General features: G+C 37.4%; 21 protein-coding genes. 6 read left to right on the top strand and 15 right to left on the bottom strand.

Annotation, left to right across the window (positions count from 1 at the left end):
- The first annotated feature begins 70 nt into the window (after window positions 1–70).
- Genes CZ490_RS11880 through CZ490_RS11890 form a run of 3 tightly spaced genes read left to right on the top strand, consistent with a single transcriptional unit; the run spans window position 71 to window position 2,517 of the window.
- Window positions 71–703: a GNAT family N-acetyltransferase gene (locus CZ490_RS11880; RefSeq protein WP_077619101.1), complete on the top strand. Its 633-nt coding sequence runs from the start codon at window positions 71–73 to the stop codon at window positions 701–703.
- An 18-nt stretch (window positions 704–721) separates the two neighbouring features.
- Window positions 722–1,360, top strand: coding sequence for an acetoin utilization AcuB family protein (locus CZ490_RS11885; RefSeq protein ID WP_077619102.1), 639 nt, complete (start codon window positions 722–724; stop codon window positions 1,358–1,360).
- Window positions 1,361–1,362: 2 nt separating this feature from the next.
- Entirely contained in the window at window positions 1,363–2,517 is a 1,155-nt protein-coding gene (locus CZ490_RS11890; RefSeq protein WP_077619103.1) for an acetoin utilization protein AcuC, read from the top strand.
- 56 nt (window positions 2,518–2,573) lie between these two features.
- Here the strand turns inward: CZ490_RS11890 and ccpA are convergent, their stop codons facing one another.
- From ccpA to CZ490_RS11915, 5 genes are all read right to left on the bottom strand, one after another.
- Window positions 2,574–3,575 (bottom strand): catabolite control protein A, encoded by a 1,002-nt coding sequence (ccpA, locus tag CZ490_RS11895; protein ID WP_077619104.1) that lies wholly within the window; start codon window positions 3,573–3,575, stop codon window positions 2,574–2,576.
- A gap of 295 nt (window positions 3,576–3,870) precedes the next feature.
- Complete coding sequence (locus CZ490_RS11900; RefSeq protein WP_077619105.1) at window positions 3,871–4,947, bottom strand: bifunctional 3-deoxy-7-phosphoheptulonate synthase/chorismate mutase; 1,077 nt, start codon at window positions 4,945–4,947, stop codon at window positions 3,871–3,873.
- Window positions 4,948–5,194: 247 nt separating this feature from the next.
- On the bottom strand, window positions 5,195–5,521 hold the full coding sequence (gene ytxJ / locus CZ490_RS11905) for a bacillithiol system redox-active protein YtxJ (protein WP_077619106.1): 327 nt from the start codon (window positions 5,519–5,521) through the stop codon (window positions 5,195–5,197).
- Between the two features lie 15 nt (window positions 5,522–5,536).
- Window positions 5,537–5,941, bottom strand: a complete 405-nt coding sequence (locus tag CZ490_RS11910; protein WP_077619107.1) for a YtxH domain-containing protein — start codon at window positions 5,939–5,941, stop codon at window positions 5,537–5,539.
- A gap of 14 nt (window positions 5,942–5,955) precedes the next feature.
- Window positions 5,956–6,393: a DUF948 domain-containing protein gene (locus CZ490_RS11915; protein WP_077619108.1), complete on the bottom strand. Its 438-nt coding sequence runs from the start codon at window positions 6,391–6,393 to the stop codon at window positions 5,956–5,958.
- A 212-nt stretch (window positions 6,394–6,605) separates the two neighbouring features.
- Here CZ490_RS11915 and CZ490_RS11920 point away from each other — a divergent pair, with 212 nt between their 5' ends.
- The gene (locus tag CZ490_RS11920; RefSeq protein ID WP_077619109.1) at window positions 6,606–7,721 is read left to right on the top strand and encodes an aminopeptidase; all 1,116 of its coding nucleotides are present in this window, start codon (window positions 6,606–6,608) and stop codon (window positions 7,719–7,721) included.
- 236 nt (window positions 7,722–7,957) lie between these two features.
- Here the strand turns inward: CZ490_RS11920 and murC are convergent, their stop codons facing one another.
- The 7 genes from murC to CZ490_RS11955 all read right to left on the bottom strand — a co-directional run bounded on the left by murC (window position 7,958) and on the right by CZ490_RS11955 (window position 16,058).
- Window positions 7,958–9,256: a UDP-N-acetylmuramate--L-alanine ligase gene (murC, locus tag CZ490_RS11925; protein ID WP_077619110.1), complete on the bottom strand. Its 1,299-nt coding sequence runs from the start codon at window positions 9,254–9,256 to the stop codon at window positions 7,958–7,960.
- Between the two features lie 382 nt (window positions 9,257–9,638).
- Window positions 9,639–12,098: a DNA translocase FtsK gene (locus tag CZ490_RS11930; RefSeq protein ID WP_234987226.1), complete on the bottom strand. Its 2,460-nt coding sequence runs from the start codon at window positions 12,096–12,098 to the stop codon at window positions 9,639–9,641.
- A 349-nt stretch (window positions 12,099–12,447) separates the two neighbouring features.
- Entirely contained in the window at window positions 12,448–13,245 is a 798-nt protein-coding gene (locus tag CZ490_RS11935) for a DUF1444 domain-containing protein (RefSeq protein ID WP_077621045.1), read from the bottom strand.
- A gap of 56 nt (window positions 13,246–13,301) precedes the next feature.
- Complete coding sequence (locus CZ490_RS11940; RefSeq protein ID WP_077619111.1) at window positions 13,302–13,616, bottom strand: thioredoxin family protein; 315 nt, start codon at window positions 13,614–13,616, stop codon at window positions 13,302–13,304.
- 90 nt (window positions 13,617–13,706) lie between these two features.
- A complete protein-coding gene (locus CZ490_RS11945; protein ID WP_142255376.1) occupies window positions 13,707–14,180 on the bottom strand; it encodes a hypothetical protein in 474 nt (157 codons plus the stop codon).
- A 206-nt stretch (window positions 14,181–14,386) separates the two neighbouring features.
- Window positions 14,387–14,908, bottom strand: coding sequence for a DUF84 family protein (locus CZ490_RS11950; protein WP_077619113.1), 522 nt, complete (start codon window positions 14,906–14,908; stop codon window positions 14,387–14,389).
- 76 nt (window positions 14,909–14,984) lie between these two features.
- On the bottom strand, window positions 14,985–16,058 hold the full coding sequence (locus tag CZ490_RS11955) for a M42 family metallopeptidase (RefSeq protein WP_077619114.1): 1,074 nt from the start codon (window positions 16,056–16,058) through the stop codon (window positions 14,985–14,987).
- Between the two features lie 173 nt (window positions 16,059–16,231).
- On the opposite strand from CZ490_RS11955, the gene CZ490_RS11960 reads away from it, so the two are divergent.
- Entirely contained in the window at window positions 16,232–16,540 is a 309-nt protein-coding gene (locus CZ490_RS11960; protein ID WP_077619115.1) for a PepSY domain-containing protein, read from the top strand.
- A gap of 28 nt (window positions 16,541–16,568) precedes the next feature.
- Here the strand turns inward: CZ490_RS11960 and CZ490_RS11965 are convergent, their stop codons facing one another.
- Window positions 16,569–17,426 carry a YtnP family quorum-quenching lactonase gene (locus CZ490_RS11965; RefSeq protein WP_077619116.1) on the bottom strand — a complete coding sequence of 286 codons (858 nt, stop codon included), beginning with the start codon at window positions 17,424–17,426 and terminating at the stop codon, window positions 16,569–16,571.
- Window positions 17,427–17,543: 117 nt separating this feature from the next.
- Entirely contained in the window at window positions 17,544–18,188 is a 645-nt protein-coding gene (gene trmB, locus CZ490_RS11970; protein WP_077619117.1) for a tRNA (guanosine(46)-N7)-methyltransferase TrmB, read from the bottom strand.
- 202 nt (window positions 18,189–18,390) lie between these two features.
- Between trmB and CZ490_RS11975 the strand changes: the two genes are divergently transcribed.
- On the top strand, window positions 18,391–18,669 hold the full coding sequence (locus CZ490_RS11975; RefSeq protein WP_077619118.1) for a YtzH-like family protein: 279 nt from the start codon (window positions 18,391–18,393) through the stop codon (window positions 18,667–18,669).
- Here the strand turns inward: CZ490_RS11975 and CZ490_RS11980 are convergent.
- On the bottom strand, window positions 18,664–19,452 hold the full coding sequence (locus CZ490_RS11980) for a phosphotransferase family protein (RefSeq protein WP_077621046.1): 789 nt from the start codon (window positions 19,450–19,452) through the stop codon (window positions 18,664–18,666). The genes CZ490_RS11975 and CZ490_RS11980 overlap by 6 nt on opposite strands.
- Between the last annotated feature and the right edge of the window lie 255 nt (window positions 19,453–19,707).

Consider the following 19,707-nt stretch of genomic DNA (forward strand, 5'->3'; position numbering starts at 1 on the left):
ATAGCTGTAACCGCTTCACTAGTGTTAGATTATTGTATAATGAGTATGACTAACGAATGGTGGTGACATTGTGGAACATAAGAAGACCTATAACGCAAAGGAACTAAAGACGCCCCATGGTACAATTATTATTGAGGGGCCAATTACGGGTGAGACACTAGCAAGCTATGAATTTCATGAAGGATTGGTCGCTTTTCGTCCACCAAATCAACAACATAAGGCTCTAATCGAAATAGCAGATTTACCTGAAGGTAGAATAATAATTGCGAGAGAGAATAATACCGTCGTTGGGTATGTTACATATTTATATCCTGACCCACTTGAACGCTGGTCTGAAGGAAAAATAGAAAACATGATAGAATTGGGAGCAATTGAAGTCATTCCAAAGTTTCGTGGTTCCAGAGTAGGTAAGAATCTCTTAATTGTCTCTATGATGGATGATGCAATGGAAGACTACCTTATCATTACGACTGAATATTACTGGCACTGGGACCTAAAAGGAACTGGCCTTAATGTTTGGGAGTATCGTAAAGTAATGGAAAAAATGATGAGTGCAGGAGGACTTGAATGGTATGCAACAGATGATCCAGAGATAAGTTCACACCCTGCCAATTGTTTAATGGCACGCATAGGTAAACGAGTTGATCAAGATACAATTGAAAGATTCGATAGGCTTCGATTTATGAATCGCTTCATGTATTAAATCGAAAGGGGGATTCAAATGATTGTAGAAGAAATTATGAAGAAGATTGTTACAACTTTATCACCCAAGGATACGATTTCTACTGCCATAAAAATAATGGACGATAAAAAAATTAGACATATTCCGATCGTAGATGCACATCAGCATGTGATTGGACTGATAAGTGACCGTGATATACGGGACGCGAAGCCCTCCATCCTTGACTTTACAAACCAAGATAAAAATCTGGATACCCCGGTAAAAGAGATTATGGTAAAAGACGTAATAACCGGGCATCCATTAGATTTTGTTGAAGAAATTTCTGCCGTCTTTTCACAACACCGTATCGGCTGTCTACCCATTGAGACTAATGGTAAATTAGTTGGGATTATTACAGAGACTGATTTACTTCATACATTTGCACAATTAACTGGTGCAAATCAACCAGGCTCTCAGCTTGAAATAAAGGTACCAAATCGTGCTGGGACATTAGCAGAGGTTATAAATGTGATTAAAGACCATAATGTCAATATCCACAGTGTTCTAGTCTATCCTGATAAGGACATTCAATTTAAGATTCTTGCACTACGAATTCAAACGATGAATCCAACTAAAATCGTTGAAAATCTAAAAAATGAAGGCTACAACGTATTGTGGCCAAATATATCAGGGTTTTAATCATGACAAAAGAAGCTGTCTTTGTCTATTCGGACCAGTTGTTAAAATATCGATTTAGTCATGATCACCCCTTCAACCAGACAAGGGTAAAACTTACATACGACTTATTAAAGAGTTTGAACTTATTGGATGACTCTTCTATCATACCACCCAGAATCGCGACGGATGAAGAACTGGAGCTAGTACATGACCCTAGCTTTATCCAAGCAGTTAAATTAGCTGGTGAAGGAAGACTCACAGAAGAAAAAGCAGGGAGCTATGGAATTGGCACAGAGGATACGCCTATTTTTCCTGGAATGCACGAAGCAAGTGCATTATTAGTGGGCGCTACGCTCACCGCGGTTGACCACGTAATGTCTGGCCAATCCAAACATGCACTTAATCTAGGTGGAGGATTACATCACGGCTTCCGTGGAAAAGCTTCAGGATTTTGTGTTTATAATGATAGTTCTGTAGCCATTCGCTATATGCAAAAAAAATATAATGTAAAGGTCCTTTATGTTGATACGGATGCCCATCATGGTGATGGCGTACAATGGACTTTTTATGACGATCCAAATGTATGTACACTTTCAATCCATGAGACAGGGCGTTATCTTTTTCCTGGTACGGGAAGTGTGACTGAAAGAGGTTCTGGAAAGGGCTATGGGTATTCTTTTAATATACCTTTAGACGCTTTCACTGAAGATGAGTCATGGTTAGCTGCATACACTACAGCTTTTAAAGAGGTAACAGAATTTTTCAAACCTGATGTCATCTTTACTCAAAATGGTGTGGATTCACATTATTATGATCCGTTAACCCATTTATCAGCAACAATGAAAATCTATCGTGAAATCCCAAAACTTGCTCATGAGCTTGCCCATCAATATTGTGATGGACGGTGGATTGCAGTTGGAGGGGGTGGTTACGATATATGGAGAGTCGTACCCAGAGCCTGGTCACTTATTTGGCTTGAAATGATTGAAAAGGCAGACATTAATGGACCACTTCCAAGTGAATGGATTAATAAATGGCAACCAAAATCAAAGTTTCCACTCCCGGCATACTGGGATGATGAACCAAATATCTATCCTCCAATTCCTAGAAAAGCGGAAATTGAAGAAAAAAATGCCCTAACGGTTACAAAATCACTATATCCTATACGAAATAAATAAAAACACGGCATAAGCCGTGTTTTTACTCTTTAAAAGATAAGAAAGTATATCATTTTTTATTGTTTTGTAGAGTTTCTGAACTCAATACGATGTGGTAGCACCACGATTTGTTCATCAACATTTTCTTTGTTCATTAACTTCGTTAATAGTCTCATTGCAACTGCACCGATATCATACATTGGTTGTACGACAGATGTTAGCTGAGGACGTACCATTAGTGCTAGACGAGTATTATCGAATCCGATTACCTCTAGGTCATTCGGAATTGAGTACCCAAGGTCTTGAGCACTGTGAATTACACCTAATGCCATTTCATCCGTACCTACAAATATCGCTGTTGGTTTGTCAGCTAATTCATGAATTTTCTCAAAGCCTTCAATACCTGAATCATATGTGTAATCACCTTCGATTACATATTCTTCGTTGTAAGAAAGGCCCGCATCTTCAATTGCTCGTTTAAATCCTGCTAATTTCTTTTCTCCATTAACCGGCTCATTAAGTGGGCCACTAATATATGCGATTTTCTTATGGCCTCTTTCAGCTAATTCGGTTACAGCATCATATGCAGCCTGCTCAACATCAATGGTTACAGATGGAACTGTATTTGTACTTTCAACTGAACCAGCCAAAACAATTGGTGCAGGTGACTTATCGAATTCCTCAACATGTTCTTTCGTAATATTTCCACTCATGAATACAATACCATCCACCTGTTTTCCAAGCATTGTATTTAAAAGGTGAAACTCTTTATCCTTGTTTTGATCAGAGTTACTAAGGATAATATTGTACTTATACATTGTAGCGATATCCTCAATTCCTCGAGCCAATTCTGAATAAAAGATATTAGAGATATCAGGAATGATTACCCCAACAGTTGTTGTCTTTTTACTAGCTAGTCCACGTGCAACAGCATTTGGACGATAGCCTAGTCGATCAATCGCTTCTAATACCTTTTTTCTAGTTGTTGGCTTTACATTTGGATTTCCATTAACAACACGAGATACGGTCGCCATAGATACATTAGCTTCCCTCGCTACATCATAGATTGTCACATTCATTGACAGCACTCCTTATTTCAAGTTACCTCTTATATGTAGTATGAACTGTTTTATACAAACAAATGTCAATTTAGCTCACTTTATGAGGAAGTCAAAAAATCGGAAGTAAAATGACGCATCAAATCTCAGCATTTTTATTCGAAGCGGTCATTTTTTATCCTCTTTTTGAACATTTATTATCTAGAATATCATACGACACTTACAAATCAAGGGCAATGACTTTGTGCATTTTTTAACAATTTCGTTACAAAATCTAAAAAACCCCCTACTTTAGTCGCAGGAGGTTTAATGAAAACTATACACGAACGGCTTGAGTTGCCTTAAGTTCTGTAATCCATTTTTCAAATTGATCAAAATCCATTTGCTGTGCTGAATCTGATAAAGCAATTGCTGGATCTGGATGTACCTCCGCCATAACACCATCTGCTCCAATAGCTAGAGCTGCTTTTGCACATGGTAATAATAAATCACGACGGCCAGTAGAGTGTGTTACATCAACAAATACTGGTAAGTGTGTTTCTTGTTTCAAGATTGGAACCGCTGAAATATCTAGAGTATTACGAGTTGCCTTTTCGTAAGTACGGATACCTCTTTCACAAAGAATGATTTGGTCATTACCTTGAGATATGATATATTCAGCCGCATTAACGAACTCATCAAGCGTTGCAGCTAATCCACGTTTTAATAATACAGGCTTTTTAACAGAACCTGCTGCTTTTAACAGTTCAAAGTTCTGCATGTTACGTGCACCGATTTGTATTACATCAATGTAATCACATGCTACTTCTACATCAGCTGGATTTACAATTTCGCTGATAACAGCCATGCCCGTTTCGTCTGCAACACGTTTTAATATCTTTAATCCCTCAAGACCTAATCCTTGGAAATCATAAGGAGATGTTCTTGGCTTAAACGCACCACCACGAAGTAGACGCAATCCATACTTCTTCGCTTCTTGTGCAACTGCTACTGTTTGCTCATAGCTTTCAACCGCACATGGTCCAACGATGAACTGCTGTGCACCATTGCCAATTTTCACACCTTTTACTTCAACAATTGTATCTTCAGGTTTTTTCTTACGTGAAACAAGAAGTGCTTTACGGTGATCATCTTCTTGGATCTCTAAGCCTGCTTTAAAAATTTCTTTAAATATATGTTGAATGGTTGATGTCTCGAAAGGACCTTCGTTATTTTCTAATATAGAATTTAACATATCTCTTTCACGTACAGGATCATAACGATTAACACCTTGTGCCTCTTTCACTTTCCCGATTTCTTGAACCAATTTACCACGTTCACTAATAAGTTTAAGAATTTCAAGATTAATTTCTTCCACTCTTCCACGTAGATTATCTAATTCTACTTTGCTCATCTCTCTCTTCCTTTCTCCAGCCAAAGTTTTAAGTCGCAATTTAAACGAAAATATGATATATTTTTAGTAATTAGAATTCATTATAAACGAAGTTTTTCATTATGTCACTAAAAACTTTATTACCTAAACGCTTTTAAGCAATAAAGTATTGTATGATAAGCAACAAGATATGTGATTAATCGAAGAGCCTTTTTGATAAAATAATTTTCTGCATAAAAAATCCATGGCTACTAACCATGGACTTTTTTTATTTACCTGCAGCTACTAATGATTCTTTTGTAATATTTCGGTGAGATGTATCCCATTTTACTTTTCCACCCTCAAATAGAAGAGCCTGTGGTGACTCATGTTTAATTTCAAAGGTTTCAGCAATGTAATTAGATAGCTCTTTTGCCTCCTGAACATATAGATAGTAGCTTGGTACATCTCCATGCTCTGCTGTAAATTGTTCATACTCATCAAAAGCAGCCTTACTAATAGGGCACGTTAAACTGTGCTTGATAAAAATAAATTTATTTTCATTTTCAAGTACTTGGTTAAATTCTTCAATTGTTTCTACTTTTGTCTTCCCCATATTTTACATCTCCTATTAATTAGTTGTTTGCGTATTGTTCTCAGCTTCAGTTAAGGCTTTCTGGGCTTCAGCAAGCTTCTCTTGAAATAACTCTTCACTTGCCACATCTACATTCGGATTTTCCTGTGTTACTTCTGCAGTCTCTTGTTCTTGTTGTTCTTGTTGTTCTTGTTGAGCTACAGAATCGTACTCTGTAGTTGGAACTTTAAAATCTTTTACCTTTGTTATAATTTGATTAGATTGTTCTGAAATGGTTTTAGATAAGGAATTTGTTTTCTCTTTAACAACAGAAGCTTGATCATTAATCTGCCTGCGTAATTCTTGTCCTGTTTTTGGAGCTAGAAATAGGGCTGTTGCAGCACCAACCGCCGCACCAACAATTGTACCTAAAATAAAGTTTGAACCATTATTTTTTCCCATTGTAATCCCCTTTCTTAATTCATTAAGTTTTTGTCTTGCTTTTGTTTCTTATCTTTCCATTTATCCCAGATCTCTATTACGGCATTCCCTACTTGGACAACCTGTGAGATTTTGGTTTTATTTTTTTCCAACTGAACAGCAACTTCTTCTGTTACATTACCAACAGATTTATTGAAACGTTGCAACGAAGTTCCGACATCCTTTACAGCATCAACAACTGTATTTAGACTTTCAGACTTCTGCTGAATATCTTCTGCTAGTTGATTTGTTTTATGCAGAAGGGCTGTTGTTTCACTTGTGACACCTTCCATCTGTTTCTCTAACCCAGATAACGTCCCAGCAACATTATCCAATGTATTTTGCAAGGAACGGAGCGTTTTGGAGAGATAAATAACTAAAATTAAAAATGCTACTGCAATAACTGCAACACTTATGTACACAATTAGAATCATTCGTGATGCACCTCCTTCTATCTTTCTTACCCGTTTTCACCGATATTAATCATATTTATCCTAATCATATTACTCCCATTGTTTTACTTTCGACAATAACCTCTGAAATCCTCTATGAAATTTTTTACCGACAATGAAATTGATAAACAATTTTCATGTTTTCGGTTACAATAGGATTGTACATAAGCTTATAAAAGATGGAGGCATTAAACATGAAAGATTCACGTATTGAAACACTAGCTCGAAATTTAATTAATTATTCAGTACGCCTCGGGAAGGGCGAAAAAGTATTAATTGAAAATTTTGGTTTACAGCGCGAACTCGTGATTGCACTTGTAAATGAAGCCTATAAAGCAGGTGGATATCCATTTGTATCGTTAAAAGATCACCAAGTAAACAGAGCTCTTTTGCTTGGAGCGCAAGAGCCACAGTTTGATATGCAAGCCGATTTCGAAGCAAATGTTATGAGTAATATGGATGCCTATATTGGCTTAAGATCTGGTGATAACATAAATGAGTTAGCGGACGTTCCAGATGATAAAATGAAGATTGAAGGCAAAACCATAGGTAAAAAAGTACATCGGGACATTCGTGTACCGAAAACCAAATGGGTGGTTCTACGTTATCCAAATTCTTCAATGGCCCAACTTGCCAAGATGAGTACGGAAGCGTTTGAAGACTTTTATTTCAATGTGTGTAATCTTGACTACGGTAAAATGAGCAATGCAATGGATGCACTTGTGGAGCTTATGAACAAGACCGATAAAGTTCAACTAACAGGTCCTGGTACTGACCTTACGTTCTCGATAAAAGGAATCAAAGCTATTAAATGTGCAGGTGAAATGAATATTCCTGATGGTGAAGTATATACTGCGCCTGTTCGTGATTCTATAAATGGAACATTAACCTATAATACTCCTTCACCATACCAAGGTTTTACGTTCGAAAATGTTTCACTTACTTTTAAAGATGGTAAAATTGTTGAGGCAACAGCGAACGATAATGAACGTATCAATAAGATTCTTGATACCGACGAAGGTGCACGTTATATCGGTGAATTCGCTATTGGTGTTAATCCTTATATCCAGCACCCTATGCAGGATATTCTGTTTGACGAAAAGATTGATGGAAGTTTCCACTTCACACCTGGCCAAGCCTATGATGATGCTTATAACGGAAACAACTCAAATATCCACTGGGATATGGTAAATATCCAGCGTCCAGAATATGGTGGCGGAGAAATTTACTTTGATGACGTCCTCATTCGTAAGGATGGTCGTTTCGTCATCCCTGAATTAGAACCACTGAATCCAGAAAATCTTAAATAAAATTGAAATGCGCAAGCGCCTTGATAGAGGAACGTCGACTAACTACTGCCACGTCCTGTGGCAAACGTCGACGTCAGCACTTCATGTGCAAGTCCGACAAGCATAAGACAAGTCGGCGAGAAGGTTGCACTTTAACCTTCTTGACGGATTGGCTTATGACCTCGAGGGGCTAGGCGCTGGAGCTGGACATAATTAAAAGACCTTGCGGTTAAATCGCAAGGTCCTTTTTGTTTTGATTATAGGATTTCCTTTTCATAGGCGTTTTGAAACTTTTGAATATCGCCTGCCCCCATGAATATTAAAACGCTGTTTTCATGGTTTTTAAGTATTGCTGTATTATCTTCTTGAATTAACTCAGCACCCGGGATTTTCCCTTGCAAATCTGCAATAGATAGTTCACCTTTGTTCTCGCGGGCTGAACCAAATATATCACATAGGTACACCTGGTCTGCCTTTGCTAAACTTGAAGCAAAATCATCTAAAAACGTTTGCGTTCTTGTGAACGTATGTGGTTGGAAAATCGCCACAATTTCACGTTCCGGATATTTTTGACGTGCCGCTTCAATAGTCGCATTAATCTCAGTAGGATGGTGAGCATAATCATCAATTAAGATTTGGGATCCCACTCGTTTTTCTGAGAACCGGCGCTTCACACCTTGGAAGCTTAATAATTGCTCTTGAATAATTGACACATCAATATTTTCATAATGACATAATGCAATTACCCCTAATGCGTTTAACACATTGTGGTTTCCATATCCATTGATTGAAAAGCTTGCAAAAAAGGTATTACGAACAAACACATCGAAAGTAGTGCCTTCCGTGCTTTTTTGGATATTGCGCGCTTGAAAATCATTTTCTTCGCCAAAGCCATAAAACACAACAGGAACTTTGGTTTGAATGCTTTGAAGATATTCATCATCTCCACAAGCAATGATCCCTTTTTTAACCTGAAGTGCCATTTCCTGAAAGGCATTAAATACATCTTCAACATTTGCAAAATAATCTGGATGGTCAAAATCAATATTCGTCATAATTGCATAGTCAGGGTGATAACTTAAAAAATGCCTTCTGTATTCACATGCTTCAAAAACAAAATATTTATTATTCTCTGATCCCTTTCCACTTCCATCTCCAATTAAATAAGAAGTGGGCTCTGCTCCCTGCATTACATGTGCAAGTAAGCCTGTCGTAGATGTTTTCCCATGGGAGCCTGTTACAGCTACACTCGTGTATTTTTTCATAAATTCACCTAAGAAACGGTGATATCGAATAACAGGTAGCCCCATTTCAGTTGCTTTCGCTATTTCTTCATGAGTATCAGGAAAGGCATTTCCAGCAATGACTGTAAGACCTTCATGAATATTTCCCTCGTTAAAAGGTAAAATTTTTATTCCTCTTTGCTCTAAAGGTTGCTGTGTGAAATAAAACTTTTCATGGTCAGACCCTTGAACGTCGTAATTCATGTCATGAAGTATCTGTGCCAATGAACTCATGCCAGTACCTTTGATTCCAACGAAGTGGTAAACTGTCATATAAAGAACCTCCAACAATGTCTATCTGTAAGACAGTATATGAAATTCATCTAGTTTTGATAATTGTACCCATGATTCTTGAGATGGGTGCTAATGAAAAACATTGACTTTTATGTATATACAATCATCTCACATTTCTTCATTATAGCACTAATCAATGATGAAGACCATTACGAAAAAGTAACTAGAAATAGTCACACAAAATGAGGATTGTCCTATTAATTAACAAACTTATAGAACGAATTACCCTTATTATGAACGTAGGTTGTTTGAATTAACCGAGTAGGAGAATCATTTTTAGCTATTTTAAATAGGTTTATTCAAGCCGTTCTTCCTAGTTATTATTTATTCTCTAAAAGCAAAAAGCTGATAACAATTGTTATCAGCCCTCATGGATTTCTGCCAAGTCTTCTTCAGTTATTAACACCTCACGTGGTTTACTGCCACGAGATTCAGAAATAATACCTTGTTCCTCCATCATATCAATTAAACGCGCTGCACGGTTATAGCCTATCCTGAACCGTCTCTGAACGCTTGATGTGGACGCAGCTCCATGTTCTAAAACAAACTCACAAGCCTCTATAAAGAGTTCATCCTCGTCTGCTGTAATCGATGCCTTCTTTAGGAGTTCTTCTTGTTGAAACATGTAGCTTGGCTTCATTTCTGATTTTGCGAAACCAACAACTGCTTCGATTTCCTCATCAGTAACAAAATTTCCTTGGACACGAATCGGTTTGGATGATCCATTCTCGAGGAATAGCATGTCCCCCCTGCCAAGAAGCTTTTCTGCTCCAGATGAATCAATTATTGTTCTAGAATCCACCTGAGATGAGACAGAGAACGCAATACGCGTTGGAATATTAGCTTTAATTAATCCAGTGATAACATCAACTGACGGTCGTTGTGTTGCAAGAATTAAGTGAATTCCACAAGCCCTTGCTTTTTGAGCAATTCGGCAAATGGAGTCCTCAACCTCTCCAGGTGCAACCATCATTAAATCAGCTAACTCATCGATGATAATCACGAGGTATGGAAGCTTTCCACTTTTTTCATCATGTTTTTTTACCATTTCATTGTATCTTCCAATATCACGGACACCTGTATGTGCAAATAATTCATATCTTCTTTCCATTTCTTCAACTGCCCATTTAAGGGAAGCTGTCGCTGCCTTCACATCCGTTATGACAGGACTAACAAGGTGTGGGATATGATTATAAGGAGCCAATTCTACCATTTTTGGATCAATCAAGAGCAGCTTTACCTCATCGGGAGAAGCTTTATAGAGTAGACTAACTAGCATTGCATTAATACACACACTTTTACCTGAACCGGTCGCACCTGCAATAAGACCATGTGGCATTTTCTGCAAGTCTGTTACAATCGGCTTACCTGAAATATCTAATCCCATTGCCACGGTTAATGGTGATTTATTCGTTATAAATTCAGGGCTTTCGATAATTTCTTTTAATAAGACAGGTTTGCTTTGTCGATTAGGTACTTCAATCCCAATTGTATTCTTTCCTGGAATCGGAGCTTCAATTCGAATATCCCTTGCAGCTAAACTTAATTTTATATCATCTGATAGATTCGTAATTTTATTTACCTTCACACCCGGCTCTGGATGTACCTCAAATCTAGTAACAGCTGGTCCCTGCGTTACATTCACAACCTTTGCTCTCACTTTAAAATTATGAAGCGTTTGGTCTAATATGTCTCGCTGTTCAATCAGCCACTGATCATCAGTGTGTTGTTCAGCAGGTGGAGCATTTAAGTAAGATAGGCCAGGGAACGAATATCCTTGGTGCTTGATATCCTCTTCCTGCTTTAATTGCGTTTCCTGCTCTACTACTGGATCATGTTGGATCAATTCGCATTCTTGAACCGGTTGTTCAGGTAGTTCATGTTGTATCTGTGTTTCTTTGTTTACCTGTCCTGGCTCTGTAATCCGCTTAGATTCACGCTCAGCTAGCCTTTGTTTATCCTTTTTAAACATCATTACATTAAAAGGAATATTGGATCTTCTTCGCTGACTATTTGATGTTGTGTGCTCAGTGCTCTTTTCCACCTCATTTACCTGTGCCTCATCCTGCTCCACGGGTTGTTCCATTGTTTCTTTCTCATCGACTTCTTGAACTTCTTGAACAGTCTCAATTTCAACAGTTGGGTGTGGTTGTTCTTCAGTTTTAGTTTCATTAGGCTGCAATTCTACATCCGTAGATTCCCTAAGGACCGAAGTATCAACAATAGTGTTGGTGTTTTTAATAGTTTCATGTATTTCGTTAACATGCTCTGAATCTTCTTCCTTAATTAACTGCTCTGCAAATATAGCGACCTTTCGCTGCGTCTCTTCTCTAGTCACATCATGTAACTTCGGTTCGATTTGCTCAGTCACCTGGATTGTAGCGGCAACCTCTTCTTGTACTTCATTCCATACCTCGGCTATTGATTCTGTATCCGCTATAGGCGTTGTAGGAAGTTCATATTCTACAATTTTTTCTTTTTCTTTAGGTGTAGGCTTACCCAGACCATATACTGGGGACGGCGTTTCAGTCAGTCGAAATGGCTGTTTCTCCTGAACTTTCACAGTTGGTTTAGGATTTGAATAGGCCTTGGGTTTTGAATATGTCTTAGGGTTTGAGGTCCTTGATTGACGTGTTTGTACCTTTTCTTTTTGTTGTTTTTCTTGATCTGGGATAACTGGAAATCGAAAGTTTCCCTTTGGGTATTCATATGTAACTCTAGCCTCAACATGTTTGTTTTGTCTGATTTGAGTCGTTTTTATCTCAATTGGATCATCATCATCAGTCTGTAACTTTTGTAGTAGTTTTTTTATCCAATTCACAACTATCACTCTTCCATTTTAATTCTATAGAGGAAGTTCAAAAAGTCCGGTAAAAATAACACTTCGGTTATTGGAGCTTCGACTAAATGCCAACACATCCTGTGTCGAACGTCGAAGTCACCACATCCTGTGGAAGTCGTTGGCTTGCTTTTCCGTTCCTTGGAAAAGAAAATCGCTTTTCCTACGTTCAAGAACGTCTCTCATGTATTAACAGCATCCGTTCCGCTACTCAGGAGCTGCACCGCCTCGAACTTCTTGGTTCTTTTTATCCTCCTTTTTGAACAAGTACTATTATGTATTGTAACAAAAAAGCCGCTAGTTTTCCTAGCGACTTTTGGTAGAGTATCTATTATTTTCTAGGACGATTTTTACCAAGTATGAAGATAGGCTCAAGCTTCCCTTCCTCATACAAAAATGATAATGCAGTAATTGGAACTCTGCCGCTTGCAAAGAAGCTCATTGTCATTTGGGCAAGGATGTCGTATCCCGTCTCATTCTGCACATCAACAATAATAAGAACATCCTGATGCGGTACAGCAACTGCCATGGTTCCCACCATTTGTTGACTCATCTTTTGTAAAAATGAATCATTCAAGATTCTGCTGGCATCATACCCGTCATTTTTATTAATGAAATAAAATGTATTACCTGCCACAGTATCAGTTTTGTATGAAACATCTAAAGACCGTAGGTTGAACCTTGCTATTTCACGTATACGTTCAAACTTCCAATCCTCTTTTTCTACCAGTTTTTTATCAATTAAACGATAGGTTGTACCCAAGTCCAGTGCGTAATAAATTCTAGTTTCAGCGGTATGATCATCGTATAGTAAATCATCACCTTCATTTGATTGAGTTGGGAAAGAGGTCGAGCGTATAACAGGAAAAATATTCTTCTCTTTCCCTTCAAGCTCAAGTTCACTATTCATGAACGTTAAGGATTCTTCAATAAAGTAAATCACTTCCTCGAGACTTCCTGGACCCTCTTCTTGATATTTTGCAACAATCCCTGGGAGTGTCACAGTTGTCCCTTTCTTCGTGATTTTGTCTTCGATACGTAACGTATCTTTTTCACGATCAAACGAAAAATCCCAATTATGATGGGCAAGCTTGTCCTGAATGATCTTCTTTAATTTTTTTGAGTCCATCTTCTTACTATTTCTTGATTCCATAGAATCCATCTCCTCTCTTTTTTCTTCACTCCTTAAGAGAGACCCTTAATGAATTGTTCAATTTCTTCCTTTGTCTTACGGTCTTTACTTACAAATCGACCAATTTCTATTCCGTCTTTAAATGCGACAAAGCTAGGAATACCAAATACATTTAAAGTCGAACATAAGTCGATAAATTCATCACAATCAACATAATAAAAAGTAAAGTCAGTAAAAGAACCTTCGATTTCAGGTAAAAATGGATCTATAAATCGGCAGTCAGGACACCAATCTGCTGAAAACATTAAGATGTTTTTACCCTTTTTGATTAATTCCTCGTATTGATCTATATTTTCAAGTTTTTTCATGTTCATACCTCCAAATTACGTATGTGGTTATTATCATATATTCTCTGCCCAAAAACAAATAAAAGCCCCTAACCGAATAGGGACTTTACATTAATAATTAACAGAAGAAACAACTGTCATCATCTCAGTGGCACTTTCAGAGAGTTCACTCACCTTTGCTTCTGTTGTCATCTTTACACCGCCTATGCCAACAGTCACTAGGTAAAGCTTGTCCTCTTTTTCAAAAGCTTTTATATAACCGAATCGATCTTTGTCTGTAAACGTTTTATTAATTATAAATTCTTCAGAATCGATTTCGTTATACATCACTTCGCTAGAAGCTTCTTCATTTGGATTTACAAATAGAATAAATGGTTGGTCTCCTTTTTGAAGAATGACATTATTTTCATCCTTTTCTTCTATGTTCATTGTTGTTGGAAGATAGAAGGAAACATCACCATTTTCACTATTAGCTTTTTCCGGCGCAGCTTTAAATGCATTTTCAACTGCTGTAATCGCTTCTTTAGACTCATCTTCAACCGACGCGCAACCTGACAAAAGACCTAAAAGTATAAGTATGCTCATAATTAAGATTTTCCTACAATTCATCTCTCTCTCACCCCTTATAAAGAAAGTAACTATTTATTCCACATTAATTAGGAATGAAGAAACCCTTACTGTTAGTAGTTTTACTTTATCTATTTTCTATAATAAACTTATTATTTTTGTGGTTGCAAGAGTAAACTAGTATTTTTTATCAATATGCAATAAGTACCATTTTAGTAGATAATTTAGTATCTTTCAGAAGTCCTATATAAATATTGACCAACAAGGAGTTTGACGACATGACTGAACATGTCCTTTCGATTCACATAATTATTTGTAAAGATACCAATTGCACCTTCAGACTTTCGAATATCTTTCTGCCTAGTGAATGCCTCCATCACATCACCAAGTTCCAATCCGCCCCTAATTTCTTTAGCGATCTCTTGTGGGAGAAGAATTCTTGCACCACCTGCAATTATCGGTTCACTCTCCTTAGCGACAATTGCGCCCCAATTACATAAGAACATTCCGAATTCTGTCTCAACAACGCCACCCTCTAGACCAAGACCAAGGTCTGTATCCTCTTTTTCAAGAGCAAAGATGCCACGATTGATTGCACCTTGAATGGTTTCTTTATCTGAAAAAGGCTGAGCAGAAACTCCCGAGGAGACTGATGTTTGAATAAAGCTTGCTTCAATACCCTTGAATCCATCTTTGATCGCAGAAACTTTTGCTGGATTTTCCGTTCCAATCGCAACTCGTAACATGATTAACACCTCAACCATAAAATTAATAATTTTGCAAAACGAATGCTCGGCAAAAGCCGAGCACACAATGTATTATTTACCCATTTTGACGAATTAAATCCACTGTTGTACGGTCGGAAGACTTTACAAGTGTTACAAGGAGCTCCTTAGCGGCAGCATAATCATCAATATGAATAATAGAAGCATGTGTATGAATATAGCGAGAACAAATACCAATGACAGCAGACGGCACTCCTTCATTTGAAAGATGCACTTGTCCTGCATCTGTACCACCTTGAGATACGAAGTATTGATACTTAATATTATTTGATTCAGCAGTATCCAAAATAAATTCTCGCATACCACGATGTGTAACCATCGTACGGTCAAAAATACGAAGTAACGCACCTGCCCCAAGCTTACCGAATGCATTTTTATCACCAGACATATCATTAGCTGGACTTGCATCTAATGCATAGAAAATATCTGGTTTAATCATTGCAGCAGAAGTCCGTGCACCTCTTAGTCCTACTTCTTCCTGAACAGTCGCACCCGAATATAGAGTATTTGGTAGGTTGACTCCTTGCAGTTCTTTTAATAGTTCAATTGATAACCCACAACCGTATCGGTTATCCCATGCTTTTGCTAAAATTTTCTTTTCATTCGCCATTGGTGTAAATGGACAAATCGGTACAACCTGTTGACCAGGCTTAATTCCTAATCGAATCGCATCTTCACGGTCATCAGCACCAATATCAATAAGCATATTTTTAATATCCATTGGTTTATTTCGTTGACTCTCTTCTAAAAGATGTGGAGGAATTGATCCTATTACCCCAATTATTGGACCATTGTCAGTAATAATCTGAACACGTTGTGCAAGCAAAACTTGGCTCCACCAGCCACCAAGTGTTTGAAAACGAAGCATGCCGTTTTCTGTGATAGAAGTTAGCATGAAACCAACTTCATCCATATGCCCAGCGACCATGACAGTTGGACCAGCTTCATCCCCACGACGTACTCCAAAAATACTACCTAATCCATCTTGTACAATCTCATCTGAGTATTTTTCAAGCTGAGAGCGCATAAACTTTCTTACCTGGTGTTCATTTCCTGCTGCTCCAGGGAGCTCAGTTAACGTTTTAAAAAGTTCTAATGTATCCTGTTTCAATGTCATTCTCCTTCCCAATTTAAAAAGCATTTGATGACTGATAAAGATTCATGTAATTATGTACATTATTTAGTATAGCGAAATTGTTTTTTTGTTACCATAGCGAACATGGAGATTTTATGAAAATCCAGTTATACTTAAAGTAAGAAATAATTCCGATTAGGAGGGATAAGGTGAGCTGGAATAAATTTTTCCTAGGCTTGGGTGTCGGTTTTGCCAGTGCACTCCTATTAAAAGAAGCACTTACAGATTCCACGATTCCTGGTGACAAGGCCTTACGAATTGCAAAGGACGCTTTCAAAAAGAATGGACCAATTGATGGGTCCTGGATTCAGATGAATACTGAAGAATACACGAAGTCAGGCATACAGTATCGAGTATATAAAGGTGGCATTTCACGTAAAAAAGACCAAGAAAGCCACCAATATGAATTCATTATGGATGCAAAGACGGGTTCAATCTTAGAGGTAAACCCACTGTAATAGGCAAAACACTAGCTTATAAGGTTTCTTATAAGCTTTCTTTATTCTCGGATCTTTTCAAGAAATCAACAATCTCTCCATCACTATTCCATTTGATTGCACGGTAATATGCATCATGATAAAAAATATACCAAGCTTCGTTTGTGAGTCCCTCTTCCATCCATTTCTGTTTCTGTTGTATTGACTTCATCGGATAATCATCATAAGCCATAACCCACAATACATTTTTGTGAGCGTGAGTAGGCATTATATCAGCCATATGAATCGCTCGTTCATTTTGACTTTCAAACAAAATAATGGAATGACCATCACTATGCCCACCTGTATGTGTCATTGTAATTCCTTCAAGAATCTCAATCTTCTCAGAGAACGTCTTAACCTTATGCTCAACTGCTTCCCAATTTTCTTTCCAATACGTAGCCTTCGAACGAATATTTGGATTACGCATTTCTTCCCATTCCACGTCAGAAGTAATGATGACAGCGTTCTCAAAAGTTGGAACTAATTTTTCATTTTCCCACTTTGTAAGACCGCATGCATGATCGAAGTGCAGGTGCGTCATCAGTACGATATCAATATCACGTGTTGTGAGGCCGAGTTCAGCTAATGATTGTTCAATAGAAGATTCTTCATAAACTCCCCAGTTCCGTTTAAGTTTCTCGTTGAGTTTGCCATTACCAATCCCCGATTCGATTAAAATATTTTTTGTACCTACTTTCACAAGGATTGGATCCGTTCGTAGCTCAATTTGATTTTTTTCATTATGTGGATATTTCTTGGACCATAAGACCTTGGGTACTACACCAAACATAGCCCCACCATCTAGGTTTGTAACGCCACCATTTAGCCAAGTAAGAGTAATATCACCGATTGTCAGCTGTTCCATTCTTCCCCCACCCTTCCAATGAATATGAAATCATTTTATCATTAGTAAGAATATTTATAAAATCATTTCTCTTTTAAAAAAGCCCCTTAAACAATATAGTTCAGGGGCAGGATGATATTACTTATTCTGATAACGAACTTCGGAACGATAAATGGGATGGCCCATTTCTGAAAACTTTTCTTCATACTCAGTCATGATGTTTCCTTCGAAATCCGACTTATGCAAATCTAGACTTACAAACTTCAACAAGAGACCATACTCTGAGAAGCTTCTTAACGAATACTCGAATAATCCTCGATTATCCGTTTTAAAATGAATTTCTCCATCTTCAACTAATATATCCTCATACATTTGTAAGAACGTTTTATACGTTAAGCGACGCTTTTCATGACGGACTTTTGGCCATGGATCACTAAAATTAAGGTATACGCGGTCAATCTCACCTTTTTCAAAGAATTCTCTAAGGTTTACTGCATTTTGATTTAATAATTTAATATTTGGTATTTCGGCATCAATCACTAGGTCGAGAGCTGAAACAATAACACTTTCGTATACTTCAATGCCAATATAATTTATTTCTGGATGAGCTTTGGCCATTTCTGTTACAAAGCGACCTTTACCAGTACCTACCTCTATATGAATCGGATTGTTATTTCCAAATATTTGATTCCAATTTCCTTTATGTTCAACTGGGTTTTCAATTACGTATTGTGGGTAAGAAGCTAGCTTTTCCTTTGCCCACGGTTTATTGCGTAAACGCATGATTGCCACCTCGTTTAAGTTATATCGAACTTTCGCAAAAAAGAATAACATGTCCTACAAATTGGTGCAAGGCTTTCTACATAATTATTCTTCTTCAAAAATGAAAACCCACCAAAAGGTGAGTTTGAGTTTACATCGTATAAAAAGGTTCATTTCATGGAAATGTAGTATATAGACAACATCAAAAAGGAAGTGTTCTTTAATGCCTATAAATCATACTCATCAAATGGATATCCTAAAAGATATTTTATCTAATCATCAAATGGACTGCTGTGGTACAGTTTCAGAATGCGAGCAACTAGGAAGACTAATTCAATCTCTTCTAGCGAATCCAAATATTGACCAAAACGTGAAACAAGTTTTAACTGATGTCTACTCCTATAGTCAGCAAGGTCAATATACTCAGCATTTAGATACTCATATTGAATCACATCAGAATCAAATTAGTGAGTGGATATCAGATATTGATCAATACTCATAATAACTGTTCTAAGGTTTCCAGCCAATGAGTCACTTCTTTTTCTTTCTTTTTCGAATAATACCAACTTAGAAGATGCAAGGATTGTGCAATCACATACCACTTCATACGAAGAAGTAGATTATCTGTCAATTCCATTCCGTAAAGACTGATCCAATTTGGCCAGTCTTCTTTTTTTATATACCAATGCAATAACATACCAATATCAACAGCTGGATCTGCAATCATTGCTCCATCCCAATCAATTAAATATAGCTCTTCTTTATCTGATAGTAGCCAATTATTATGATTGACATCCGAATGACAGACCACATTATGGTCTGTTTTTACATGATTAAGCTCTTTTTCTAAGAACGAAATAGCTGTGTTTACAATGTCTATTTCTAACAAGCTTGGGTCTAATTTGGTTTTAACCTCACGTAGGACATCCTTAGCCTCAATAGGCTTCTTGCCTATACGCCTTAGCATTTCTAATAGTTCATTTGATTGGTGAATTTTCTTAAGCATGCCTGCGACATTCTCACCGTTCATTTCGACTGGCTTTAATTCTCTTCCACTAAGCCATTGCTGTGCAGTCACGACATCACCATTTTCTAGACGCTTCGTCCAAATCAACTTTGGAACGATACCTTCAGCAGAAAGCACGGCTAAAAATGGGGATGAATTTCTCTTAAGAAATATTTTTTTATCATTTAATTGGGCAAAATACGCGTCTCCCGTTGCACCACCTGCTGGGGAGTATTCCCACTCGTTGCCTAATACGTATGTAAGCCAGTTTATCTCCAATTTCAACACAACATTTCCTGAAAAATATTAAATAAAAATGAAAAGCATTTGGCGCCCGCCTGTCGGAAACATAAGACAAAAAGCGTTGACAGAAGGTGCTAGCGATTGCTTTGTACCTCGTACCGATGACGCCTGTACATAGACAATAAAAAAGACAGCTATTGAAGACCTATATAACAATAGCTATCCTACTAAATTTTAGCGTTCATTTACAATTAAAGTCAAGATAAAGAAACTTTTTCGATATAAAAAACA

Origin of the sequence: Litchfieldia sinesaloumensis (genome assembly GCF_900156865.1) — a bacterium.
Classification (GTDB): Bacteria; Bacillota; Bacilli; order Bacillales; family Bacillaceae_L; genus Ferdinandcohnia; species Ferdinandcohnia sinesaloumensis.